Source organism: Microcoleus sp. PH2017_35_SFW_U_B (assembly GCF_020737865.1).
GTDB lineage: Bacteria > Cyanobacteriota > Cyanobacteriia > Cyanobacteriales > Microcoleaceae > Microcoleus.
Window position 1 is genome coordinate 1 of the sequence record NZ_JAEQDE010000043.1, and the last position, 24,657, is coordinate 24,657.

Genomic DNA, 24,657 nt, shown 5'->3' on the forward strand with positions numbered 1-24,657 from the left:
ATATTTGCCCTCATGGCAACGTTCTGAAACTTTACCAAAATGGGATATCACGATTATCCCATTTTGACTGGTATTTTATTTGTCCGCGAGTCCCTAACTATTGTCTCAGGTACGTCGAGGCGAGATTGTCGCTTTTTTTCAGGATTTAAGGGTGTTCCGGTACGAGGAACCTTATTGTTCTGTGAGTTTTGAGAATTAGTAGAAATAGAGTAACTCGTAAGTTGGTTGGCGATATTACGCAAATACTATGTATTATTTTACACCTGATTCAATAATTTATGTCTGAATTTTTAGACGGCGATCGAGAAATCAATCCCCCATCAGCAGCAGACGATCGCACTTTGATTTGTTTCAGAGAGAGGAAATTGCGGACTATTTGGGAAACTGCTCTAGATGCGATCGCGATCGCCGATAACAAAGGGCGATACCTCAATGTCAACCCCGCCGCCTGCGAATTGCTTGGACTAAAAAGAGAACAACTCCTCGGGCGCTGGATCTGGGAGTTTGCAAAACCAAGCTGGAATTTTCAACAGGTGTGGGAAGAATGCCAGAAACCGGAAAAAGTGCAGGGTGAATTTGAGTTAGTGCGGGCTGATACAGAGATTCGCACCGTCGAATATGCAATAACGCTCAACTTTTGGCCTCACCGCTACTTGTTAGTCATGCGAGATGTTACAGGGCGCAAACAAGCCGAAACACAAGTCGAAGAACTTACCCGCCAACTCGCCCAAACCCAAGCTCAACTTCGGGAAGCAGGTATCGCACCGGAGAGTCCCATCAGTCCCACAGATACTGGTATTTTAGAGCAAATTGCCCGCCACATCCCGGGCGTTATTTATCAGTTTCGCATGGATATTGATGGTGGTTTCCATTTTCCCTATGCCAGCGGCAGACTGGAAGAGATTTACGGCGTTACCCGAGAACAAGTGCAACAAGATGCGACTTGTATTTTCAATCACCTCCATCCTGAAGATTTCGATCGCGTTTATCAATCGATTCTCGATTCTGCCCAACATCAGACACCTTGGTGTTGCGAATACCGGCTGTGTTTTCCCGACGGGCGGTTGCGGTGGTTGCGCGGCGATTCTACACCGCAGCGACAACCCGATGGCAGCACTATTTGGCATGGCTATGTTCGGGACAATACCGAGAGCAAAGCCGCAGAAATTGCCATCAAAACCAGTGAAAACAGATTCCGCACGATCGTGGAAAATCTCAACGATATGGTTTATATCGTCAATCCCGATAGCACCTTCAGCTATGTCAGTCCCCAATTAAAAGAAATCATGGGATATGAAGCAGCAGAAATGTTACATGAGAGTTTTGCTAATTGGGTTTATCCAGAAGATTTACCAATTTGTAAAAATACTCTCGATCGCTCTTTGCAAGGTGAGAAACTGCGGGGATCTGAGTACCGAGTTTTGCATCGAGATGGCAACTATTACTGGCACTCTGCCAATGTATCCGCGATCGTAAATGACGCTGGAGAATTCGTTGCCTGTTTGGGAATAGCGCGTTACATCCACCCTCAAAAACAAGCACAAATCGCTTTAGAAGAAAGTAACAGCCGCTGGCAGTTGGCTATAGAAGGAGCGGGAGATGGCACTTGGGATTGGAACCTCAAAACCAATGAAGTCATCTTTTCCAGGCAGTGGAAAGCGATGCTGGGCTATGCAGAACACGAAATTGTGAATGATTTAGCAGAGTGGGACGGTCGGGTACATCCAGAGGATAAAGCTCAATGCTATATAGATTTTGCCAAACATTTTCGCGGCGAAACTTCTACCTGTCGCAACGAACACCGCCTGCGCTGCAAAGACGGTTCTTACAAGTGGATTTTAGACCGGGGTCAGGTGGTGGAATGGGACGAAGAATCTGAACCGATGCGGTTTATCGGCACTCATTGCGATATCAGCGATCGCAAAACCGCAGAATTAGAGTTAGCTGCCTCTCAAGCAGAATTAATCGCACTATTTAACGCCATGCAGGATGTGATTATGGTGCTGGATGCAGAGGGACGCTATCTCAAAATATCTCCCAGCTCGGCTCCCTTGTTGTACAAACCTACCGCTCAAATTTTAGGTAAAACTCTTCACGAAGTTTTACCCAAAGAATCAGCAGATTTTTTCCTAGAGTCGATTCAAGAAGCGATCGCCAATCAATGCGTGACGCAGTTGGAATACTCATTACCAATTGGCGATCGCTCAGTCTGGTTTGATGCCAGGATTTCTCCCATGTCTCAAGAGCAAGTGGTGTTTGTCGCCAGAGATATCACCGATCGCAAACGCCAACAGCAAGCTCTCCGCTTAGTAGTCGAAGGTACGGCGGCAAAAACCGGCGCAGCATTCTTCAAAAGCTGCGTTCAATATCTCGCCAAGGCACTAGAAGTTCGCTATGCTTTGATTGCTGAATTTGGTGACTCTGAAAAAACGATCGCCACAACTCTAGCATTTTGGGCGGGAGATGAATTTGGGGATAATTTTACTTACCATCTATCCGAGACACCCTGTCAAAATGTCGAGCGGTGTACCAAGATATGTCGGTATCCCAATCTCTTGCACTGCTGGTTCCCCAAAGATGATAATTTAGCAAGTCTCCAAGCCCAAAGTTATGCGGGTGTACCGATTGTAGATGCCGCTGGAAATTGTTGGGGATTGCTCGTAGTGATGGATACTGAGCCGATGGTGAAATATCTAGAAATGCAGTCAGCTATCTTGAGAATATTTGCCACCCGTGCGGCTGCGGAAATGGAACGGATGCAGGCGGAAGCAGCAGTGCGTCAATCAGAAATTCAACTGCGGCTGCAAACTGAAGAATTAGAAGCAACCCTGAAAAAGTTGCAGGATACCCAAACTCAGTTAATTCAAGCGGAAAAAATGTCTAGTTTGGGTCAATTAGTCGCCGGAATTGCCCATGAAATTAACAATCCAGTCAGTTTTATTTATGGCAATATTCAACCTGCTACCGATTGTGCGAGCGAGTTAATTCAACTAATTCATCTTTACCGAGAGCATTATCCGATTCCGCCCCAGGCGATTGCCGATTTTATCGAAGATATCGAGCTTGAGTATCTAGAAAATGATTTTTATAAGCTGTTGAAATCGATGAAAACTGGAGCCGCGCGCATCAGCGATATTGTTAAGTCGCTGCGGACTTTTTCGCGGTTGGACGAAGCGGATTTAAAAAGCACAGATATTCACGAGAATCTCGAAAGTACCTTAGTGATTTTACAAAATCGCTTGAACGGTAGGGCGGGAAAACCAGAAATTCATGTCGCCAAATATTATGGTGAAGTACCTCTGGTTGAATGTTATGGCGGTTTGTTAAATCAGGTATTTATGAATTTGCTGGTGAATGCGATCGATGCGATCGAACAAAGGCGAGAAAGCCTAGAACCCAGCGCCAAATTAAATTATATTGGTCGGATCGCGATCGCCACTTCGTTCGCTGCTGACAATCGCGTGTCGATCTCGATTCATGATAACGGTTGCGGGATAACTCCCGAAGTTCAAGAAAAAATATTTAATCCCTTTTTTACGACTAAACCGGTGGGTAAAGGTACGGGGATGGGGCTAGCAACTAGCTATCAAATTGTCACGGAAAATCATCGGGGGAAGTTGCGGTGTTTTTCGACACCCGGAGAGGGGGCGGAGTTGGCGATCGAGTTGCCAACTTGCAAGTAAAATTATCTATAGCTAGTTTATAATGGAAGCTCGATCGCAAATTCCGTCCCTTCGCCCAAAACCGAATGGCAGATCAAGGTTCCGCCGTGTTTTTCCACCACAATTCGGTAACTGATGGCTAAGCCCAAACCGGTGCCTTTCCCCATCGGTTTTGTGGTGAAAAACGGATCAAATAATTGGTGGCGCACGTCTTCTGTCATGCCGATCGCATTATCGGCAATCCGGATGCAAATAATATTTTCGTTAAGGGCTTCTGTGTGAATGCTAATAGTTGGTTTCCAGTTGCCACTACCCGTTAGCGAAGCCCTAGGAGAGGAACGCTTTTTTTGCTTCCAAGCATCTTCCAAGGCGTCAATACTGTTGCTAAGCAGATTCATAAATACCTGATTTAGCTGACCTGGATAACATTCAATTAAGGGTACTTTCCCGTAATCTTTGATGACTTTAATTTCGGGATATTCGGATCTAGCTCGCAGTTTGTTGTGCAAAATTAGCAGTGTGTTGTCTATGCCTTCATGAAGATTGGCAGGCTGCTTTACCGAGTCGTCTAAACGCGAGAAGTTTCGCAAACTCAGAACTATTTCGCGAATGCGATCTGCTCCCATTTTCATCGAAGAGAATATTTTTAATAAGTCTTCTTTCAGGAATTCTAAATCTATGTTTTCAATATATTCTTGAACTTCTACTTGTGGTTGAGGATAGTGTGTTTGGTACAGTTCCACAAGCTGCAATAAGTCTCTCATATATTGGCTGGCGTAGGAAATATTGCCGTAGATAAAACTCACGGGATTGTTGATTTCGTGGGCGACTCCTGCTACCATTTGACCGAGACTTGACATTTTTTCGGTATGAATTAGGTGAGCTTGAGTTTCTCGGAGTTCTTTGAGAGCTATTTCTAGCTGCTGGGCTCTGTTGTTGGCGATCGCCTCGGAGAGTCGCAAAGCATCCTCCGCTGCTTTGCGCTCTGTCACGTCAAAAATGGCGCCGTTGAGGGATGAAATTTGACCGTCTGGGTTGAAAATAGCTTGACCTTTTTCTGCAACCCACCGCACGTTTCCGTTGCTGTGAATCAGGCGATATTCGATCGCGTAAGGTTGTCTTGTCTTAATCGCCCGATCGACAATTTTATCGATCTGCCCCACGTCATCGCCATGAACTATACTAGAAAAAGCTTGCACGGGTTTTTGCATAAAGTTATCTGCCGGATAGCCGGAAATAGCTTCTATGCCGCTGCTGATAAAAGTTAAGCTCGATCGCCCCGCAGCACTGCAACGGTAAACTGCGCCGGGAATATTGGAAACTAACGATCTAAATTCTTGTTCCCTTTCCCGCAAAGCTGCCTCAATCCGCTTGCGATCGCTAATGTCGCGAGCAAAGGCGCACTGATATTCTTTACCGTTAAATTGCCAATGGTCGATCGTAATTTCTACTGGAAAAATGCGACCGTATTTAGTGCTGTGGTGAACTTCAATATTAACGGAACCGCACCTTTTTAAGACTTTCCAGTGCAAATTCCAAGCAGTTTCGGGAAAATCGGGATTGATGTCGTGCACAGTTAGATCGAGCAATTCTGTGGCAGAATATCCCAATGAACAGCAAGCGGCGTCGTTGACGTACAAAAATTTACCGTCCGCTCCCATCCAGAATACCGCATCTGCCGATCGGTCGAGCGCAAATTGAGCCAATTGCAACTTTTCCTCAATCCGGTGGCGATCGGCAATTTCTTTTTGTAACAGTTCGCTTAACGAACTGAGAGTTAAAGTGCGATCGACAATATCATCTGTCGGTGGTTTTGCCAATTCTGCTGTCTGTGTATCATCTTGCTGCTGATTTTCTGCTAGCTGTTTTAACGGCTGTTGTGGAATATCTTCTGTGAGATTTAAGTCAGATTCGGTAAATGCTTTCGGCATCAGGGCGATCGCAAATCCGGCTAAGAGCAAAGAAATCACACCACTTGCAGCTTTGAGATCTACCGACAGCCAATCAATGGAATGCCAAAGCGTCCAAACTTGCGTTAATTGAGCAGCGCCGCAGCCCAAAAAACCGACAGCAAATAGCCCTCCAATCTTGCTGTGAGAACTTTGGCGGGTAAAATAAACCAAAGATAGCGCCAGAGAGCAATAAGCGAGTGCCGTCAGCGAGTCAAAAACAGCGTACAGTCGCAACTGGGCCAGCCCGTCGCAGCCAAGTGCGGAAGATGCAGGCAGTGTTGCATAAAAAAATGTTAATAATTCTTGCATAAATTTCAAGAAAAAAGTTATTTGCAGCAATCCAAATCCATCAAATATAATTATTTGATTTCGGTGGCTGAAAAATGTTTACATAATTATATACTTTTTTCATTTTTTATGAAACAGCTATTTTTGCATGGAATGTCAAAACTGTATAGCTTCGGCTGACAGTTGACAGTTGACAGTTGCCCTGTGATAGTTGACAGTTGACGGTTTAAACAATACCGATGCAACCGGAAACGATATCAAAGGGTGGTAATGGGGAAAAAGGCAATTGGTAGTTCCTGTAAGCTGACTGAAGTTTCTGGGAGTAAAAATAATCGCGCGCAGTGTTTCCGATCCCTGGTGCTTCTAGAATAATTTTCGATATAGCGGTTTTCAGAAAGATAAGGTATGTTGTTGGGCTTTAGCCCTGTGAGTTTAGTAGTTATATGAGCTGTCAGTTATACCTCATCTTTTTGAGAAAGGCTATAAATTATGTACCGAAATGCTTCGCCCTTGCCTAAATGAGATGAACGCAAATACGTAGTTGCGAACTTAGCGCTTTTTGTTTAGATCATGAAGAGCGCTGAAGCGCAACTACGTACCTAGGATGATAATCAATAATAGCGCTTTTTGCTGGGATTGTTAAGAGCGCTGAAGCGCAACTACGTACCTAGGATGATAATAAATAATAGCACTTTTTGCTGGGATTGTTAAGAGCGCTGAAGCGCAACTACGTACCTAGGATGATAATAAATAATAGCGCTTTTTGCTGAGATTATGAAGAGCGCTGAAGCGCAACTACGTACCTAAGATGATAATAAATAATAGCGCTTTTTGCTGAGATTATGAAGAGCGCTGAAGCGCAACTACGTACCTAAGACGACAACCAAACGGCCCTGACTTCCTCCCCGAAATTGCGGGGAGGGAGTTACAAATTCACAAATGATTTAGGATTGCTATGACCCAGATTGCCAGCAGCAAAAATCTCTATTTTTGCGCTAGCCAATCCACAGTTAATTAAGCACCACCCAGCACCAAATGCACCAGAGTCCGAACTCCAAAGCCAGTTGCTCCAGCGCCGTTATAGCCGTTTTCCTTGTCGCTCCAAACTGGGCCAGCAATATCTAAATGTGCCCAAGGAGTGTCCTTAACAAACTGCTTCAAAAATAGCGCCGCCGTAATCGAACCGCCGTAACGAGGCCCTGTATTTTTCATGTCAGCGTGCAAAGCCTTCAAGCCATCAAAATACTTCTCTTCCATCGGCATTCGCCAAAACTTTTCACCTGCCAATTCAGAAGCCGCGACTATTTCGGCTGCGACACTATCTTGAGGACTCCACAAACCGGCGATATCTTCGCCCAAAGCAATGACGCAGGCGCCAGTGAGAGTGGCTAAATCGACAATTACGTCAACTCCCAACTTATCAGCAAATACCAAAGCATCAGCGAGGGTTAAACGACCTTCGGCGTCGGTATTGTTGACTTCAATTGTTTTGCCGTTGGAAGCTGTAAGGATGTCTCCAGGGCGCATGGCGTGGCCGCTGATCATGTTTTCGGTGACGGCACTGATAAAGTGAACTTCGACATCTGGTTTGATGTGTCCGATCGCCTTTGCGGCTCCCAAGGTAGCAGCGGCACCGCCCATATCTATTTTCATCATTTCAATACCGCTGCCGACACCTTTGATGTTCAAACCGCCGGAATCAAAGGTTAATCCTTTGCCGACGATCGCAATTTTGCGGCGGGGTGTGCCTGCGGGTTTGTAAGTCAGGTGGATGAATTTCGGCGGCAAGTCGGATGCTTTGGCAACGCCGAGAAAGGCTCCCATGCCTAGTTTTTCGCAATCTTCTTGCTCTAATATTTCTAATTCTAAACCGCATTCTGCTGCTAGACTTTGAGCGGTTTCGGCCATGGTAATCGGGGTGACATAATTGGCAGGTGCTGCGACTAATTCCCGTGCTAAAATAACTCCGGCTGTGATTTGGCGGGCGCGGACGATCGCACTTTCGGTACCGGCGAAACCGAGTAAATGAATTTGTTCTACTTGCGGGCTTTTTTCGTCGGGTTCCGATTTGAAACGGTTGTCTTGATTCAGCGAGAGTTCCACACCTTCGGCGATCGCACTTGCTGTAACATCCGGCGCACTTTGCCACACCGGAAGGCTAATTCCGAGGGTTTTGCATTTCTCCTTTTTGGCTAACTTGGCGCACGCGCCCGCAGCTTGCCGCACGGTTTCTAATTTTAAGTCTGCGGCTTTCCCCAAACCGACGATCGCAATTTTGCGAATCGGACTATTGCCGCCGACACGGGCGATCGCACTCTGGCCCGCTTTGCCCTTAAAATCTACTTCCATTAGCAGCTCTTTCAACGTGCCTGCAAGCTTTTCATCTAATTGCGCCAAGTCGCCGGCGATCGAGAGAGCGTCCTCAAATAGACCAATTGCGAGGGCATCTCCCGTCCAAGCAGAGGGGAGTGTATCGGTGACTAGAAATTCCATGTTTTGATTTACAGTTTAGATTTTAGATTTTTGATTGTACTTTGTCCTTGCTGGTTTGTCGTTTTTTCTTCTTCCGACAAATAAATTTATCGCCTAAATTCTCCGCTACAGATCTAATTGACACTCCTCGACTATCAAGGTACGAGGATTCTTGGGCTGAATCGTGCCTCTACCAACAATGTCAGTTTTGGTCTTACAGTTTCATGTCTAGTCCGAGATTTGGTTTTTACCATTGACGGTTAAAGATTTTGAGATCCCGGAGTAGGACGTTCAACCTGTTTCCTCACGTTCTCACGGTCAGCAACCTACGAATACCATAGCAGAAAGCCGTCAAGCGAAGGACGGGGTTTTAAACCCAAATTTCTGATAAATTCTGGTACGATATCAGCCAAGTCCGCTGGCGATCGATTTTCTATTGTTATTTTCTTAAATTTTCCCATGCTAAAGCGACGAAAAACCCGAGTTTCTGTTTTAATTGGCGTTTCAGTTTGCATAATGGCGATCGCCTCTGTGGTTGGTGCGGCGAAATGGATGGGTGTCGGCCCCTTCCAGAAGGCTCAGCGGCCTCGGGATGCAGCGAATTCCGCCTCTGAAGTCAAAATGTTGGTATCGCTGTCACCCAATGAGCGATCGGCAAAATTAGTCGAACTCGCGGGCGATCGATCTGAGAATTCAAACGACAAGCAGCAAATCTCCCCTCAAAGCCGCGCCCGCTACTTACTTGCCAGCGATTTAATCCAGCAAGGAAATGCCACCAAAGCATTAAAATTACTGGAAAATTTAGAGCAAGAATATCCAGTTTTAGCTGCTCAAATTGCCCTCAAACGCGCGCAAGCTTACGAATTGAGCGGCGACAAAGGCAAAGCACAAAAAGCTTGGGAAGAACTGCTTAAAAACTATTCTAGCGATCCAGTATCTGCCGAAGCATTATATGTTATAGGCAAGTCGAAACCAGAATATTGGAAGCAAGCAATTACGGAATTTCCCGCACATCCGCGCAGTGTAGAAATAGCCCGGAAGAAGTTAAAAGAAAATCCCAATCAGCCCGAGTTAATGCTGCTAGTAGCAAAGCACGGTCATTATGTCAAAGATTACGGTACATTATTAGAACAACTGGCGCAGCAAAACAGCGCCACTTTGAAACCCGAAGATTGGGAAGAAATTGCCTTTGGCTATTGGGAAAAACAGGATTACGGCAAAGGAGCGATTGCTTACGGAAAAGCTCCCCGCACCGCCAAAAATGTTTACCGCAAAGCTCGCGGTTTGTGGCTAGACGGTAAAATCCCGGAATCGAGAATTGCCTATCAAGAATTAGTGCGGGATTTCCCCAATGACGAAGATACTGGTATGGGTTTAATCCGGCTGTCACGGCTGAGCGAGCCCAAGGATGCGATCGTGTATCTCGATCGCGCGATCGGCAAATTCCCCGATCGTGCCCCCGAAGCTTTGCTAGATAAATCCAAACTTCTCGACAAAGCAGGTAGCGGTGAATCCGCCTCACAAACCCGCAAGTTGCTATTGACAAAATACAACAATTCTGATACAGCAGCCGAATTGCGTTGGGCGATCGCCCAACAGTATGCCAAAGGCGGAGATTTAAAATCAGCTTGGCAGTGGGCGAGGGAATTAACCACCCATAATCCCGACAGCGAACAAGCACCAGAAGCAGCATTTTGGGTCGGCAAATGGGCAAAGCAACTCGGCCGCGAACAGGATGCCAAGACATCCTTTGAGTACACCATTGTACGCTATCCAGAATCATATTTCGCATGGCGATCGGCAGTATTTCTCGGCTGGCCAGTAGGCGACTTTACCACAGTCCGAGACTTATCTCCCAAGGTAGTGCAACAGCCTCAGCGCCCCGAACCAACCGCCGGATCTCCTGCATTAAAAGAACTGTATCAATTAGGTCAAGATAGAGATGCTTGGACGTTGTGGCAAATAGAATTTACCAACCGCGTCGAACCAACTATAGCCGAACAGTTTACCGACGGTTTAATGCGAATTGGAGTCGGAGACAATTTAGACGGTTTGTGGATGGTGGGGAGTTTGCGCCAGCGGGAAAAACCCGATGATAGAGCCCAATACCAAGCACTCACACAGCAGCCAGCTTATTGGCAAGCACTTTATCCTTTTCCGTACTTAGAAAACATTACGAAATGGTCGCAAGAACGGAAAATAAATCCTGTTTTAGTGACAGCATTAATCCGGCAAGAATCGCGGTTTATGCCCGGAATTAAATCAGCAGTTGGCGCCACTGGTTTAATGCAGGTAATGCCTGAAACGGCTACTTGGGTAGCAGCAAAAATTAACCTCAAAAAGTATTCACTGGAGAATGTGGACGACAATATTAAACTCGGAACTTGGTATTTGGATCATACTCACGACGAGTACAAGAATAATTCGATGTTAGCTGTGGCGAGTTACAATGCAGGGCCGAATGCGGTAGCAGATTGGTTGAAGAGGTTTAGTTTTAGCGATCCGGATGCTTTTGCGGAAAAGATTCCGTTTCCTGAAACGAAAGGATATGTGAAATCGGTGTTTGAGAATTACTGGAATTATCTGCGGATTTACAATCCAGAAGTTAATCAGTTGATGACTGAACATTATCAGGCTGCTCAGAAAAAAGCCAAGCCTTAATAAATCTGTTTTGAGCTGTCAGGAACAGGCTTTCCTGCCTGTTCCACAATCACATTAATTTTGTCTGTTTATTACTTGTGGGGAGGGCTTCTAGCCCGCCCGGAACAAGCTTTCCCCAGAGTGGTTTTATTATCATAAAAATAGGTACGTAGTTGGGCTTGGGCCCTCTTTAGGCGTATATATTAAACAGGGCTAAAGCCCAACAACGTACCTTCTGTATAAAAATAGGTACGTAGTTGGGCTTCAGCCCTCTTTAGGCGTATATATTAAACAGGGCTAAAGCCCAACAACGTACCTTCTGTATAAAAATAGGTACGTAGTTGGGCTTGGGCCCTCTTTAGGCGTATATATTAAACAGGGCTAAAGCCCAACTACGTACCTTCTGTTCCACAAATTGAAATAATGGGATTATAAAATAAATCAACGACATCCCAAGGAATCGCGAGTGGAAATCCCAGTTTGAGAATTAATTCCGCTGGCTTTACTGCACAATTCTTTAACTTGTGCGCCATCCATAATTGCATCAGTAAAATCAGCACCAGTAATATCAGCTTCATCAAAAGTAGAACGCAACAAAATTGTTTCGACTAAAATGGCATCGCTTAAATCAGCCTTAGTAAATTTAATTTGATCGATCATGGCATTAGTTAAATTTGCGCCGTGTAAATTCGCCTGAGTCATCACCGAAGCGCTCATGATTGCTCCCCGCAAATCGGCATTAGAAAAATTAGTTAAGTCCATATTAGCGTTAGAAAACTCAGCGGCGCGCAGTGTTTGGCCAGAAAAATCGCGTCTGGTCAGTTCGGCATTGCTAAAGGACAGCGGCGGTGGGTAATATTTAGATTGAGCTTGGGCTGCGCGCGGCAGGATGAAGATGGTTAGCGCCAATAGGAATGCTGCTAGTTGCCGGAGTTTCATAAATCTGATGTGGTCGCAAGGTGGGTATTTGGTAGTGTATCCCGAACTTTGGTCGATCGCCTAAACAGCTACAATCTTAATTAATAGTGATGGAGATGAAAAAAGATATGCTAAGTTTTTTCTTAACTTGGATAGTAGCGGCCGTTTCGCTGATCATTACCGCTAACATTGTACCAGGTATTGCGGTGACGAGCTTTCCGGCGGCGATGCTGGCTGCTGTAGTTATCGGATTTGTAAACGCGGTTGTCAGGCCGATTATTACATTGCTGACGCTGCCTTTCAGCATTCTGACTTTAGGTTTGTTTTTGTTTGTGGTGAATGCGATTTCGCTTTCCTTGGCTTCGTGGTTGGCTGGTGCTTTCAGTATCGGTTTTGCGATTAACGGTTTTTGGCCTGCTTTGTTCGGTTCAATTGTGTTGTCGTTGGTTTCTGGGCTGATTGGCCGATTTGTGAATACTGGTGTCGAGCAGTAAGATATTATCTTAGATAGTCGATCGGGCAAACTGCAACGGCTACAGTTACCGCAGAACCCCCCCTAACCCCCCCTTGTAAAGGGAGGGGATTTTTAGTGGAAAATATTTTTTTTGGCACTAAAAGCCTGTTATGGGCGGGCAGGATGCCCACCCCACAAGCAGAATATTCACTCTTTGTGGAACAGGCATCTTGCCTGTTGCTAATAATTGTGGAACAGGCATCTTGCCTGTTGCTGATAATTGTGTAATCTGTTGGTTCGATCGCGCAAAGTGCACTGGCTTCTGCTACGCTGGGCGTTCCCACTGATTTTGCTGCAACATCTGAAGGATTGGGGACTTCAACGGAACTTAAAACATCAGCCGCAAAGGTTTTTAACGGCCAATTTCGCGATCGACAAAGTTCCAGCAAGCCGATTTCGCCTGCTTTAGTGTCTATTGTAGCAATACCTGCGATCGCACTTTCCGCTAAATGATAACTGCGACAGACACTTTGAATCGCAGTTTCGATTAATTCTCGCGAAGTTCGGGCCTTGCAACCTATCCCTACCCACAACACTCTCGGATGCCACTGAACCTTCGGCAAAACAGATTCCGGCGCAAATCTTCTCTGGGTAAAACTAATCCAAATTCGCCCTTTGATAGGTGATATATTTTCCCCATCCCAATACAAACAATGTTTTTCCGGCAGACTGTTTCGCCACAAAGTCGAACCAACTTCTTGAATTACTTCTACAGTTTCCCCTCTCTGCATCGCAGCCGCCACTCCCGTCCAGTCGCCTGTCCCGCGATTCCAACTCCTGGGAATATCTAGCCTATCTAACCTAAATTCATCGCTCATTATGCAATTATATATATTCCAATACGGTTCACTTAAGATGGTCATTGCGAGGAACGAAGCAATCGCAATGTATATTTTTCATGAGTTTTCCCTGTTGTCATCTCTTAAGTTAACCGTATTGATATATATTCCGTAGTTTCACTGAGAATCCAATCTTAAAATTTTTTTAACACTCTTTGTTTATTTTTTTTTGTATAATCACCTTAGCACAAACTGCAAACAATTAAACATTTAATATGGTAGAACTGAACCAATTACTGTTAGAGTTTGAAAGCAACCTCGCATGGGAAGCAGTGACGCAAGAATGGAAAGAACGTCGCGACAGTTGGGTGAGCGACGTGCAAGCAGCAGTCGATCCGTCACAGTTAGCAAAATTTCTAGTTGAATTGGAATCAGACATCGAGTGGGAAGCGGTGCAAAATCAATGGAAACGGCGCCGGGAAAGTTGGGTAGAAGAATGTCAAGCAGCATCGACTCTTGAAGAAGTATCAAGTTTATTGCTGGAACTAGAAAGCAATACAACTTGGGAAGCATTTATTGATGAATGGCAGGAAAATCGGGATAATTGGGCCAGGCAAATGTACGAGTTTAACGATGAGTAATAATTTACTCAATCAAAATCTATTTTCATAGTCAATGATGTCCCGGCTGTGCGGTTAATTATCTCGCTTCCCTCAATTACTTTAAATCCCGATCGCTCGTACAAATTCAGGGCCCGATTTGAGCTTCTGACACTCAGGGATACCGCTGGATAAGATGCTTTGGCTGCTGGCAACAAATGAGCCAGCAATTGAGTTCCTACACCCTGATTTGTGTATTCTGGAAGAACCGCGATCGCCAATTCCGGGATAGTATCGTCAATCCAGCCAAATCCCTTGTCATCCCCTGGAAATAAACGCAGCCACGCCGCTCCTACTGGCTGGCTGCTGTTCAATTCAATTGCTAGGAAGCCCATATCGCCTGCACGTCCCCAATGCTTGACATATTTCGCAATTAAAGGATGATTCACAACAGCTTCCACCGTTGATTCACCTTCTTCTGCCATGTGCGCCGCTTCGTACAGCATTTGCCACAAAAAAGGCTCGTCTTCCTGCGTTAGCGGCCTAATAGAATAGTCTAAGATTTTTTCCATAAGGTAGAAGAAAGTTAGGCAAAGGATTCGCTCGACGGATTTAACAAATGCGTGGAAGAATAAAGAAGGAAAAAAACCGAACTACTAATGACCAATGATTAATGACGTTCGCGAGCGGGGACGATCGCGCTAATAACGTTCGCGAGCGGGGACGATCGCGCTAATAACGTTCGCGAGCGGGGACGCTCGCGCTAATGACAACTGACAACTGACAACTGACAACTGACAACTGACAACTAACCACTAACCACTAACCACTGCCAACTGACTAATCCTTAACTAAAACCCCATTCAGAAAAATCTCTGCCAATCCTTCCGCCATTTCCTGCATTTCCTGCGGGGAAGCATTCGGCTCCATAATTGTATTCTGACTGAAACCGGCGACGGCAAACATTCCCAAAAATACTTGAGCGACAATTTTTGGATTCATCTTCCGATAAACTCCTTTTTCCATCGCCGTTTCAAAAAAAGCCTCAGCCACAATACTCATTTTTCCGATGACTTCCAACTGAATTTTGTCGCGCAAATCGGGATGAAACTGCGCCTCCAAAAAACATACCCGCATCATATCGCTATTCTCGCGGATATTTAGCATCCGCCTCCGCATCACTTGAGCCACTGCTTTGTAACTACCCATCTCGCTCAATTCCGTCAGCAAATCTGTCAGCAACTCCACCCATCCTTCCGTCGCCACCTCAACCAAAATCGCTTTTTTATTATCAAAATGCCGAAATAGCGTACCCTCCGCCACCCCCGCCGCCGCTGCTAAATCCCGAGTTGTCGTACCGTCGTATCCGCTGCGGGCAAATAACCGCTGAGCTGCTTGTAAAATTCGCTTCTTGGTTTCTGTTTCTGAAGGAGGAGACTGATTAAAAATTCGCATGGCTTTGGAATGGGTAATTGGCGATTTAAGTAGAAGGAAGAAGGAAGAAGGAAGAAGGAAGAAGGAGGAAGACATACACAGCAAGCTTTTAAGCGAGCCGTATTTTACGTTTGATTAGGTTCATGCACTTGGAACTGCGGGTTTGGGGCGGGCGGGCGAAATAATGTTAAGTTTTAAGTAGTGCGCGACTTTAATCTTAAACTGGAAGTGGCGCAACAGATCGCTTATGCCCCCAAAAATCTTTATGCTTAAAAAGCATCTCTTGTTATTCGGCATAAACTTCTTGCCGTTTGACAATCCAAAATCCAAAATCTAAAATCTAAAATCGAATGACCCTTTTTGAGATTTGCTGTATCAGCCTAACATCTGTGGCGCAACAGATCGCTTATGCCTCAAAAAATCTTTATCCTTAAACAAGAATCTCTTGTATTCGGCACAAACCTCAGGTTTGACAATCCAAAATCTAAAATCTAAAATCTAAAATCGAATGATCCCGCAGTTCCAAAAACCACGCGCGGCGAAGCGATCCCTTAGGGAATCGCCCAAACCCAAAACTCGATTCATTGCCTCCCTACTCGCCGCTGTGCTGCTGTGGTGGGGAATTTCCCCCGAAATCGCCCTCGCTCGCGAGAACCCCGCTAGCGGCTCGCAATTAGTGTCTGTGCAACCGTCGCTCGATCGCGTAATCAAGCAAGTCACCGAATTTAAGCTCGACAATGGCATGACATTCGTGGTGCTCGAAAGACCCAGATCCCCGGTAGCATCGTTTCTGATTCACGCCGACGTGGGAGGCGCCAACGAACCAGAGGGTCAAACTGGAGTCGCCCACTACCTGGAACATTTAGCTTTTAAAGGTACGCCCAAAATCGGCACAACCGACTACAAAGCCGAAAAGCCGCTGCTAGAAAAACAAGATAAACTCTTCGAGCAAATGCAAGCAGCGAAGGCGATCGGCAAAACTGAAGAAATCGCCAAATTCAAAGCAGAATTTGACAAGGTTGAATCCGAAGCTTTGCAATTTGTCAAGCGCAATGAATTCGGTAAAATTGTCGAACAAGCAGGCGGAGTTGGACTAAATGCCGCTACTTCTATCGACTCGACTATGTATTTTTACAGTCTCCCCGCTAACAAGTTAGAGCTGTGGATGTCGCTAGAATCCGAGCGTTTTTTAGAGCCTGTTTTTCGGGAATTTTACAAGGAAAAACAGGTAATTTTAGAAGAACGGAGGCTGCGAACTGAGAATTCGGCGATCGGGCAAATGGTCGAAGTTTTTGCTGACAAAGCTTTCTCTGTTCATCCTTACCGTCGCCCGGTGATTGGCTACACTGAAGATATTAAGAACCTCACCCGCAGCCAGGTGCAGAATTTTTTCGATAGTCACTATATCCCCAGCAAGCTGACTGTGGCGGTGGTAGGAGACGTGAAAGCTGCGGAGGTGAAGCGTCTTGCTCAAATTTATTTCGGCCGCTACAAGGCGAAACCAGCGCCTCCTGAATTGCAAATTGTGGAGCCTCCGCAAACACAAACGAAGGAAGTGACGCTGAAGTTAAAAACTCAACCTTGGTATTTGGAAGGATACCACAGGCCGGCGATGAATCATCCTGACAATGCGGTTTATGAAATCATTGGTTCTTTACTCAGCAGCGGCCGCACTTCTCGGCTTTATAAGTCTTTGGTTGAACAACAGCAATTGGCGCTAGCTGCTCAAGGTTTTAGCGGTTATCCGGGGGAAAAGTACCCGAATTTGATGCTGTTTTACGCTCAAACTGCTCCGGGTAAGACGGTTGATGAGGTGGCGGTGGCTTTGAGTAAGGAAATCGATCGCCTAAAAACTGATCCGGTGTCTGCTTTGGAGTTGGAACGGGTGAAGACTCAGGCGAGGGCTGGTTTATTGCGATCGCTCAATTCTAATATGGGCATGGCATTTTCGCTGCTGGACTATCAAGTAAAAACTGGTTCGTGGAAAAATCTGTTTAAGCAATTAGATGCGATCGCTGCTGTTGCTCCCGCTGACATTCAGCGAGTAGCTAAGGCAACTTTCCGCCCGGAAAATCGCACGATTGGTAAGCTTTTGTCGCTGTAAGAAGAAGCCTCGATTTGGACTCGGCGGTTGAAACCGCGACTATACAAACTAAGTCTGCCTCCGCAGACTAGGAAATAGACTCGCACTCAGACTCGGCGGTTGAAACCGCGACTATACAAACTAAGTCTGCCTCCGCAGACTAGGAAATAGACTCGCATCTAGGGCAGGTACAGAGCACCGCCCCTACGCTATTTCACGATATCAAACTTAGGAGAAAGCATGAAAAGGAGTAAATTGAGACTGAAAAAAGTAAAGTTATTTCTGCTGTCGCTTTGCTTTTTTACTGTTTCACTTGCCACGTTTAATTTGTTGCCTTCCTTAGCGGCTGGGCCGAAGCACTACGATGAATTAAAATTCCCGCCGGTGCCAGAAATTAAACTGCCTAAATACACTCGCTTCGAGCTAAAAAATGGCATCCGAGTCTATCTGATGGAAGATAGAGAACTCCCGTTAGTTGGGGGAACGGCGCTATTTCGCACGGGCGATCGTTTTGAACCTGCTGATAAAATTGGATTGGGAGGTTTGACGGGAGAAGTGATGCGAACTGGTGGGACGAGTCGCCATACGGCTGATGAATTAAATCAGTTGCTAGAACAGCGGGCAGCTTCGGTAGAAACGGGGATTGATGTTGCTTCTGGGAACGCTAATTTTAGTGCTTTAGCTGAAGATGTGGAACCTGTATTTGACTTGTTTGCTGAAGTGATTCGGGAGCCAATTTTTGCTAAGGAAAAGTTGGATTTAGCTAAGAATCAAGAGCAAGGTGGCATCGCCCGTCGCAACGACGATCCTAACGATATTACGGGCCGCGAGTTTCAAAAGTTGATTTATGGCGATCGCAGTCCCTACGCGCGCACAGCAGAATACAAGACTATTGCCAATATTTCCCGCGACGATTTGGTGGGTTTCTACCAGAAGTATTTCCACCCGAAGAATATGATTTTGGGTATTTCTGGCGATTTTGATACGGCTAAAATGCGATCGCTCGTGGAGCAAAAATTCGGCAACTGGGTACCGACTAAAAGTGCAGAAATGCCTGCGCTACCAGCGGTAACGCCGGCGAATCAAGGCGGCATATTTTTGGTAAATCAACCGCAATTGAGTCAAAGTTACGTGCAGATGGGGCATTTGGGCGGGATGTTGAACAGCCCAGATTACGGTGCTTTGGACGTGATGAATGGGGTTATGAACGGTTTTGGCGGGCGTTTGTTCAATAATGTGCGATCGCGCCAAGGCTTAGCCTACAGTGTTTACGCGGCTTGGAGTCCGAGATTTGACTATCCAGGGACGTTTGTGGCTGGAGGCCAAACGCGATCGGACGCGACAGTACCGTTTATTAAGGCAATCCGCGCTGAGATCGATCGAATTCGCACCGAACCAATTACCGCCGAAGAATTAGCTTTTGCGAAAGATTCCACCCTCAATTCTTTCATCTTCAAATTTGAAAATCCCAGTCAAACATTGTCGCGACTAATGCGCTACGAATACTACGGTTATCCCGAAGATTTCATTTTTCGCTACCGCCTCAGCGTCGAAGCAGCCACAATTGCCGACGTGCAGCGCGTTGCCAAGACTTACTTAAAACCTGAGAATTTGGTAACATTAGTAGTGGGAAATACTGCGGGAATTCAACCGCCGTTATCGAGCTTAGGAACTTCGGTAAAAGTGCAATCTGTTGATATCACAATTCCATCGGCGACTTAATCAATAATTCGTGTGACGCACCAGACTATTGTGTGGTGCGTTGCTGTGATATTTTGACTTTAATTTGTAAATTTTCTTTCTGCGACGCACGCTACCGCTACTGAATAATATAATGAATATCAACACGCAAGAGCAATTCGAGTTAATTCTAGGTTCTAGTATAGAAAATCAAGAATTTATCAGATTAACTTTAGGAAAATATAGAAGCGTACAATTTAAATCAAGCATAAAACTTTCTTTTACCTATAGCTACAAAACTAAGGAAATAGTAAAAAATTACCTAATTGCAGAGGGAATAAATTTAATCAAAACCCTGACGGGAAGTGAATTTATGAGTATTAGATTATTCTCGCTGACGCAGGATGTCCAACTTGAATATGGCAAAGATAAAAAACCAAAACTTAAATTTATTAAGCCTACTTTCACCAATCCTGTTGATACGGTTCCGCAGGAACACGATCGCAATAAAAAACGGTATATTCAATCAGAAAACAATTTATATCTCACAGCATTAGGTATTACCAACAGTCAAGGTAATATCGTAAAAACAATGGAAGATAAGTTTAGACAGATAAATAAGTTTGTAGAAATTATAAATAGCTTAATTGAATCATCAGGATTGGCAGCGAAAAGTCATATCTCTGTAGTTGACATGGGTTCAGGCAAAGGATACTTAACATTCGCAATCTATGATTTTCTGAACAATATTTTAGACAAAGAAGCATCAGTTATTGGTATAGAAAGCAGAATCCATTTAGTGGATTTTTGTAACTCTGTCGCCCAATCAGTTGAGTTTAAAAATTTACATTTCAAACAAGGCAATATCAGTAACTATAGCGCAGAAAAATCAGACATAACCATCGCACTTCATGCGTGTGATACTGCAACAGATGATGCAATTTATAAAGGGATACAATCTGATTCTTCTTTGATTATCCTAGCACCATGCTGTCACAAGCAAGTTAGGAAACAAATTCATCCGAATATGGTTTTGAAGGATCTGCTGAAGTCTGGCATTTTGCTAGAGAGGCAATCGGAAATAGTGACTGATGGATTAAGAGCGCTTTTACTTGAATTGTCTGGCTACAAAACCAAGGTTTTTGAGTTTATAGCGGCTGAACATACGAGTAAGAATATAATGATTGTGGGAATCAAAAGCAATCAGAGTATCAACAAGGAGCAGATTCTTGGACAAATCCAAGAAATTAAAAAACTTTATGGAATAAAGTTTCACTATTTAGAAACTTTACTATTTCCCGATCTCTTTCTTTCCCCCGATCTAGCTACTATAATTAATACTGAGTCGGTAGGCGATCGGGCTATATAGCAATCCTAAATCATTTGTGAATTTCTTACTCCCTCCCCGCGGGTTCGAGGAGGGTTGGGGAGGGGTAAAAATTTTACGACTCCTGCAAGGATTGCTATAATACCAATTTGAACCCGATCGCATTCAAGCAGTAAGGCTGGGTTTGAAGCGCCGTAGGGTCAATTTGGATTGAGTAGCGGCCCGATCGCCCGATTCATGTCAGCCGATCGGGATCGACACCCAACTCCCGCAACTTTGCCGCCAATACCTCCGCCCGCTGGCGTTCCTGTTGGGCCAGCAGGCGTTCCTGTTGGGCCTGTTCCGAACTCCACAGCAGCAAATTTCCAGCTTCATCCCACCAGCGCAGCCAATTCATAGTTTGTCCCAAACGTTCCCCCCGCCAAATCCCCAGCCATAAATCTAACTCTGGAATCCGCACCCGTCCCTGTGCATCAGCAGCCTGCTTTTCATAGCGCCCATTTTGCAGATAGCGCACTTCCAGCTTGGGCTCGTAGGGGTCGTAGGTAACATAGGTAGGCACTTGCAGAATCTGCTCGTAGAAGTAGAGCTTGCCGTAGGGAGGAGTCGATCGCACAGACAATTCGCCGTAATCTTCATTAGACAAAAACTCCATCACCACCGATATCGGCGCACCCTCCAGATTCGGCGTGTAGCTGCGGCGAATCGTCCCCTCAGCAACTGGATGCACTTGTGGCACGTAAAACCAATCGGGTGCTTTAACTACAGTTTTCTGATTGATAGTCGCTACCAGTCCAAAATTGGAACCAATTAGGGCGAGTCCAATAAGTCCGGCGGCCCCCAGAGCATCGGTGAGAGAGGCAGCAAGGGGCGGTTGTTGAATATTTTCCACAGGATCGTCCGGTAAAATAAAGTCGGCTGGTAGGGCTTCCCAGGTGACAGTTGGTGCTTTGGAACTCGACGGAATTTGAAGAACCATGAGCCTATACCATGTTAGATTTTAGATTTGAGATGGGAAAAGAAGACGCTCGCGGTTGAAACCGCGTCTATACAGACCAAACCCGAGCTCAGAGGGGTTAAATAACGCGCTGTGAAGATTATGTTATTGTCTTCAGTCCGCGGAGGCGGACTTTGTTTTTGTAGGCGCGGTTTCAACCGCCGTCTGCATCTAAAAATCAATAGTCAAAGGTGCTCTCGGAAACGGAATTACATCCCGAATATTCCCCATCCCAGTCATAAACTGCACCAACCGTTCAAACCCCAAACCAAAGCCAGCGTGAGGTACAGTACCGTAGCGGCGCAAATCCAAATACCACCACAACTCCTCCTTATTCATACCCTGCGCGTCCATGCGCCGCTCCAACACATCGAGCCGTTCTTCCCGCTGCGAACCGCCGATAATTTCCCCAATATTCGGAGCCAAAACATCCATCGCTCGCACCGTTTTCTCGTCCTCATTTAAGCGCATATAAAATGCTTTAATCCCGACGGGATAATCGCTGACAATAGTCGGCTTTTTAAACAAGTCCTCAGCCAAATAGCGCTCGTGTTCCGATTGCAAATCTAAGCCCCAGCTTACCGGAAAATCAAACTTTTTGTCAGCTTTTTCCAAAAGTGCGATCGCCTCCGTGTAAGTAATTCGCTCAAACTGATTGTTAATAATATTTTCAGCAGTCGCCAAAACAGTCTTATCAATCCGCTCGTTGAAAAACTCCATATCCTCCGGACAATGCTCCAAAACAAAGTTAAAAATGTACTTTAAAAACGCCTCAGCCAAATCCATATTACCCTGCAAATCGCAGAAAGCCATCTCCGGTTCAATCATCCAAAACTCAGCTAAATGCCGCGAAGTATTGGAATTCTCCGCTCGGAAAGTCGGGCCAAAAGTGTAAACATTACCGAAAGCCATTGCCATAACTTCCGCTTCCAACTGGCCGCTAACTGTTAAATAGGCGCGCTTCCCAAAAAAGTCTTTCGCATAATCAACTTCTTGCGAATCAGTACGCGGCACATTCTTTAAATCGAAGTTAGTAACGGCGAACATTTCCCCCGCACCTTCGCAGTCGCTAGCAGCCAAAATCGGAGTGTGAACCCACAAAAAACCGCGCTCTTGAAAAAATTGGTGTACCGCCGCCGAACAAGCATTGCGGACTCGAAAAACAGCGCCGTGGGTGTTTGTGCGCGGCCGCAAATGGGCGATTGTCCGCAAAAATTCCAAGGAATGGCGCTTTTTCTGGAGCGGATAAGTTTGCGGGTCTGCTTCGCCGTAAACTTGTACTTGTGAAGCTTTCAACTCAATTCGCTGTCCCTTCGCGGGAGATGCCACCAGCACTCCTGAAACTTCTACAGATGCACCTGTATTGATTTGTTTGAGTATATTTTCAAAGTCGGGCAAATCAGCATTAATGACTACTTGCAAGTTAGCCATCGCCGAACCATCGTTGACTTCGACAAAGGCAAATTCTTTTAACTCGCGTTTAGTACGAACCCAGCCTTGAATGGTTACAGTTTCGTCTGGTTCGCCGGCGCGCAAAATTGCTGCAATTCGTTGATTTGTCATATCCAATCCTGTTTATTTAATATTTTGCACCATAATTCTCTCTTTTCTCTTCCTCTGCGCCCTCTGCGCCCTCTGCGGTAAAAAAAATCATAACTCCTAACATAATTCAACCGACATAGGATTTCAAAATCCAACCGAGCAAAATACCGAGTCCCCCAAAGCGAACCGCTTGCCAAAAAGGTTGTTTTATGCTTCCCCAAGAAAACAGGCTGCTTTCTAAATTTAACTCGATCGTTTCCAGTTCTTGTTCAATTTCCCGCAATTCTTTCTTGAGTTGCGGTAATGGGTTTTGGCGCAGAGACTGGCGGACATCTTCTCGCCGGTTGCCGAGTTCGGCTTGGCGCTGGCGATCGCACTGAATCTGAGTGTAACGCTCTTTGACTGCTGCGAGCGATCGCTCCACTGCTGCGATCGCCTGCACAAACTCATTTTCTGAATCTTCCCGATTTAACTCTGACGGCTGTTGAGGCATTTCGATCTGCAAACCCGACAATACTGAAAAAAACAATTCCCAATTAACTTGTTATTATATGCAGTATATTTTTTCAATTCAGAAACCGCAGCCAAATAGCTATAATTGCCATCTATGCTTGAAACTACACAAACAACCCAAACTGTCAACCTCAACGAGCTGAGCACAGTAGAACTGGCTCAAGCCCTCGCAGCCCGCCTCGCCATTTCCGAAAGAGATTGGCACCGCCTCAAAGCCAACCGTTCCGCCCGGGCCGGAGAGCAAGCCGCGGCCGCTTTGGTCTTTTTGCTGAAAAATCAGCCCGAAGAAGCTCTGCCGCGCTTAAACCAAGCAGCAGGATGGCTGGATCGATCGATCTGTGCACCTCCGTGCCCGACTCACGGCAAATAATTTTGACTCTTGAGTTAAATATTTGACTAGAGTCCAAAACTCAAAGAATCGCGCTGCTCGATCGAGCAGCGCGATTGCGAGCTAAAAAAGATTTATACTTTTCTCACTCAAAACTCACATTTTGCATTATCATCTACTATCAATAGCCTGATACTCAAAATTCTCCATCCTCGGTTCAGCGAGGAAACGAAAAAAAATGCAGGTCGAGCCGAGCTGAAAAATGCTGCCAAATATCAGTTCTAGCGCAAGCGAGGCAGCCGGTAGCGACTGGGAAGTTCTTTGCACAGCCGTAACTCTGTGCCTTGAGAATTCCACTCAACCCGATCGAATATTTGGTAAAGGATAAACAGCCCCCTACCACATTCTTGTTCAACATGGGGGAATGCAGAATTATCTGCAACATCCTCTGTTATGAGACTGTCGCAAGTATCGGTATAAAGGTCGCAACCGCAAGGTGCTTTAAAGCCACAACCTTCGTCTGATATCACCCACCAATATTCGTTTTGGACGATCGAAAAACGGACTCCAACAGTTTTACTGGGGTCTAACTTATTTCCATGCTTAGCGGCATTTACCAAAGCTTCTTGAAGCCCCAACCGTAATTCCGCTTGCCAGTGAGGCGGAATCTCTGCTAGGAGCAGATCCAAAATAGGACAAAGGTATAGGGTAGAAGCGAAGCTAATCGTAATCCAATTGCGTCCGACGACCGGACGGGCTGAGATAGCAATCACTCAGAAAACTCCCTAACTTTCAGGTGGATAAACTTCACACCCTGCATAGTTGGCTCCCTAGTATTCAAAATACTCATTAATTGAGCGGCGCAGCTCTATTTCTATCTTAGAGTATCAAAGCCGTTAAGAAAAGCAAAGAACATCACAAAATATTCT

General features: G+C 45.5%; 18 protein-coding genes. 8 read left to right on the forward strand and 10 right to left on the reverse strand.

Annotated features, from left to right (window positions below; translation table 11 throughout):
• Positions 1-278 precede the first annotated feature (278 nt).
• Positions 279-3,683: a PAS domain S-box protein gene (locus tag JGK36_RS12225; protein ID WP_293196747.1), complete on the forward strand. Its 3,405-nt coding sequence runs from the start codon at positions 279-281 to the stop codon at positions 3,681-3,683.
• A 17-nt stretch (positions 3,684-3,700) separates the two neighbouring features.
• On the opposite strand, the gene JGK36_RS12230 is transcribed toward JGK36_RS12225, so the two are convergent.
• Positions 3,701-5,923, reverse strand: a complete 2,223-nt coding sequence (locus tag JGK36_RS12230; RefSeq protein ID WP_293181507.1) for a PAS domain S-box protein — start codon at positions 5,921-5,923, stop codon at positions 3,701-3,703.
• Positions 5,924-6,916: 993 nt separating this feature from the next.
• Positions 6,917-8,395 carry a leucyl aminopeptidase gene (locus JGK36_RS12235; protein WP_293192820.1) on the reverse strand — a complete coding sequence of 493 codons (1,479 nt, stop codon included), beginning with the start codon at positions 8,393-8,395 and terminating at the stop codon, positions 6,917-6,919.
• A gap of 438 nt (positions 8,396-8,833) precedes the next feature.
• Here JGK36_RS12235 and JGK36_RS12240 point away from each other — a divergent pair, with 438 nt between their 5' ends.
• Positions 8,834-11,035, forward strand: a complete 2,202-nt coding sequence (locus JGK36_RS12240) for a transglycosylase SLT domain-containing protein (protein ID WP_293196748.1) — start codon at positions 8,834-8,836, stop codon at positions 11,033-11,035.
• A gap of 420 nt (positions 11,036-11,455) precedes the next feature.
• Here the strand turns inward: JGK36_RS12240 and JGK36_RS12245 are convergent, their stop codons facing one another.
• On the reverse strand, positions 11,456-11,953 hold the full coding sequence (locus JGK36_RS12245; RefSeq protein ID WP_293181516.1) for a pentapeptide repeat-containing protein: 498 nt from the start codon (positions 11,951-11,953) through the stop codon (positions 11,456-11,458).
• Positions 11,954-12,060: 107 nt separating this feature from the next.
• On the opposite strand from JGK36_RS12245, the gene JGK36_RS12250 reads away from it, so the two are divergent.
• A complete protein-coding gene (locus tag JGK36_RS12250) occupies positions 12,061-12,426 on the forward strand; it encodes a phage holin family protein (protein WP_293190171.1) in 366 nt (121 codons plus the stop codon).
• Between the two features lie 4 nt (positions 12,427-12,430).
• Here the strand turns inward: JGK36_RS12250 and JGK36_RS12255 are convergent, their stop codons facing one another.
• Positions 12,431-13,264 (reverse strand): cobalamin biosynthesis protein, encoded by an 834-nt coding sequence (locus tag JGK36_RS12255; RefSeq protein WP_293196749.1) that lies wholly within the window; start codon positions 13,262-13,264, stop codon positions 12,431-12,433.
• A 236-nt stretch (positions 13,265-13,500) separates the two neighbouring features.
• On the opposite strand from JGK36_RS12255, the gene JGK36_RS12260 reads away from it, so the two are divergent.
• Positions 13,501-13,866 carry a hypothetical protein gene (locus JGK36_RS12260; RefSeq protein WP_293181524.1) on the forward strand — a complete coding sequence of 122 codons (366 nt, stop codon included), beginning with the start codon at positions 13,501-13,503 and terminating at the stop codon, positions 13,864-13,866.
• Positions 13,867-13,874: 8 nt separating this feature from the next.
• On the opposite strand, the gene JGK36_RS12265 is transcribed toward JGK36_RS12260, so the two are convergent.
• Both JGK36_RS12265 and JGK36_RS12270 read right to left on the reverse strand, forming a co-directional pair.
• The gene (locus JGK36_RS12265) at positions 13,875-14,396 is read right to left on the reverse strand and encodes a GNAT family N-acetyltransferase (RefSeq protein ID WP_293181527.1); all 522 of its coding nucleotides are present in this window, start codon (positions 14,394-14,396) and stop codon (positions 13,875-13,877) included.
• Positions 14,397-14,664: 268 nt separating this feature from the next.
• Complete coding sequence (locus JGK36_RS12270) at positions 14,665-15,279, reverse strand: TetR/AcrR family transcriptional regulator (RefSeq protein ID WP_293181530.1); 615 nt, start codon at positions 15,277-15,279, stop codon at positions 14,665-14,667.
• Positions 15,280-15,766: 487 nt separating this feature from the next.
• On the opposite strand from JGK36_RS12270, the gene JGK36_RS12275 reads away from it, so the two are divergent.
• The 3 genes from JGK36_RS12275 (at position 15,767) to JGK36_RS12285 (ending at position 20,390) form a co-directional block, all read left to right on the forward strand.
• Entirely contained in the window at positions 15,767-17,362 is a 1,596-nt protein-coding gene (locus tag JGK36_RS12275) for a pitrilysin family protein (protein ID WP_293181533.1), read from the forward strand.
• A 219-nt stretch (positions 17,363-17,581) separates the two neighbouring features.
• A complete protein-coding gene (locus tag JGK36_RS12280) occupies positions 17,582-19,063 on the forward strand; it encodes a pitrilysin family protein (protein WP_293196750.1) in 1,482 nt (493 codons plus the stop codon).
• Positions 19,064-19,175: 112 nt separating this feature from the next.
• The gene (locus tag JGK36_RS12285; RefSeq protein ID WP_293200946.1) at positions 19,176-20,390 is read left to right on the forward strand and encodes an SAM-dependent methyltransferase; all 1,215 of its coding nucleotides are present in this window, start codon (positions 19,176-19,178) and stop codon (positions 20,388-20,390) included.
• A gap of 193 nt (positions 20,391-20,583) precedes the next feature.
• On the opposite strand, the gene JGK36_RS12290 is transcribed toward JGK36_RS12285, so the two are convergent.
• The 3 genes from JGK36_RS12290 to JGK36_RS12300 all read right to left on the reverse strand — a co-directional run bounded on the left by JGK36_RS12290 (position 20,584) and on the right by JGK36_RS12300 (position 23,380).
• Positions 20,584-21,327 carry a Uma2 family endonuclease gene (locus JGK36_RS12290; RefSeq protein WP_293190181.1) on the reverse strand — a complete coding sequence of 248 codons (744 nt, stop codon included), beginning with the start codon at positions 21,325-21,327 and terminating at the stop codon, positions 20,584-20,586.
• A 189-nt stretch (positions 21,328-21,516) separates the two neighbouring features.
• Positions 21,517-22,908 (reverse strand): asparagine--tRNA ligase, encoded by a 1,392-nt coding sequence (gene asnS / locus JGK36_RS12295; RefSeq protein WP_293190183.1) that lies wholly within the window; start codon positions 22,906-22,908, stop codon positions 21,517-21,519.
• Between the two features lie 106 nt (positions 22,909-23,014).
• Complete coding sequence (locus JGK36_RS12300; RefSeq protein WP_293181554.1) at positions 23,015-23,380, reverse strand: DUF2203 domain-containing protein; 366 nt, start codon at positions 23,378-23,380, stop codon at positions 23,015-23,017.
• A 114-nt stretch (positions 23,381-23,494) separates the two neighbouring features.
• On the opposite strand from JGK36_RS12300, the gene JGK36_RS12305 reads away from it, so the two are divergent.
• Positions 23,495-23,770 carry a DUF6439 family protein gene (locus JGK36_RS12305; RefSeq protein WP_293181557.1) on the forward strand — a complete coding sequence of 92 codons (276 nt, stop codon included), beginning with the start codon at positions 23,495-23,497 and terminating at the stop codon, positions 23,768-23,770.
• Between the two features lie 239 nt (positions 23,771-24,009).
• Here JGK36_RS12305 and JGK36_RS12310 read toward each other — a convergent pair whose 3' ends face one another.
• The gene (locus tag JGK36_RS12310; RefSeq protein WP_293181560.1) at positions 24,010-24,501 is read right to left on the reverse strand and encodes an anti-sigma regulatory factor; all 492 of its coding nucleotides are present in this window, start codon (positions 24,499-24,501) and stop codon (positions 24,010-24,012) included.
• Positions 24,502-24,657 lie beyond the last annotated feature (156 nt).

Bases quoted from the DNA above. Each gene is read 5' to 3' on its own strand.
- JGK36_RS12225 (WP_293196747.1), top strand. From the start codon at position 279: ATGTCTGAATTTTTAGACGGCGATCGAGAAATCAATCCCCCATCAGCA.
- JGK36_RS12230 (WP_293181507.1), bottom strand. From the start codon at position 5,923: ATGCAAGAATTATTAACATTTTTTTATGCAACACTGCCTGCATCTTCC.
- JGK36_RS12235 (WP_293192820.1), bottom strand. From the start codon at position 8,395: ATGGAATTTCTAGTCACCGATACACTCCCCTCTGCTTGGACGGGAGAT.
- JGK36_RS12240 (WP_293196748.1), top strand. From the start codon at position 8,834: ATGCTAAAGCGACGAAAAACCCGAGTTTCTGTTTTAATTGGCGTTTCA.
- JGK36_RS12245 (WP_293181516.1), bottom strand. From the start codon at position 11,953: ATGAAACTCCGGCAACTAGCAGCATTCCTATTGGCGCTAACCATCTTC.
- JGK36_RS12250 (WP_293190171.1), top strand. From the start codon at position 12,061: ATGCTAAGTTTTTTCTTAACTTGGATAGTAGCGGCCGTTTCGCTGATC.
- JGK36_RS12255 (WP_293196749.1), bottom strand. From the start codon at position 13,264: ATGAGCGATGAATTTAGGTTAGATAGGCTAGATATTCCCAGGAGTTGG.
- JGK36_RS12260 (WP_293181524.1), top strand. From the start codon at position 13,501: ATGGTAGAACTGAACCAATTACTGTTAGAGTTTGAAAGCAACCTCGCA.
- JGK36_RS12265 (WP_293181527.1), bottom strand. From the start codon at position 14,396: ATGGAAAAAATCTTAGACTATTCTATTAGGCCGCTAACGCAGGAAGAC.
- JGK36_RS12270 (WP_293181530.1), bottom strand. From the start codon at position 15,279: ATGCGAATTTTTAATCAGTCTCCTCCTTCAGAAACAGAAACCAAGAAG.
- JGK36_RS12275 (WP_293181533.1), top strand. From the start codon at position 15,767: ATGATCCCGCAGTTCCAAAAACCACGCGCGGCGAAGCGATCCCTTAGG.
- JGK36_RS12280 (WP_293196750.1), top strand. From the start codon at position 17,582: ATGAAAAGGAGTAAATTGAGACTGAAAAAAGTAAAGTTATTTCTGCTG.
- JGK36_RS12285 (WP_293200946.1), top strand. From the start codon at position 19,176: ATGAATATCAACACGCAAGAGCAATTCGAGTTAATTCTAGGTTCTAGT.
- JGK36_RS12290 (WP_293190181.1), bottom strand. From the start codon at position 21,327: ATGGTTCTTCAAATTCCGTCGAGTTCCAAAGCACCAACTGTCACCTGG.
- asnS (WP_293190183.1), bottom strand. From the start codon at position 22,908: ATGACAAATCAACGAATTGCAGCAATTTTGCGCGCCGGCGAACCAGAC.
- JGK36_RS12300 (WP_293181554.1), bottom strand. From the start codon at position 23,380: ATGCCTCAACAGCCGTCAGAGTTAAATCGGGAAGATTCAGAAAATGAG.
- JGK36_RS12305 (WP_293181557.1), top strand. From the start codon at position 23,495: ATGCTTGAAACTACACAAACAACCCAAACTGTCAACCTCAACGAGCTG.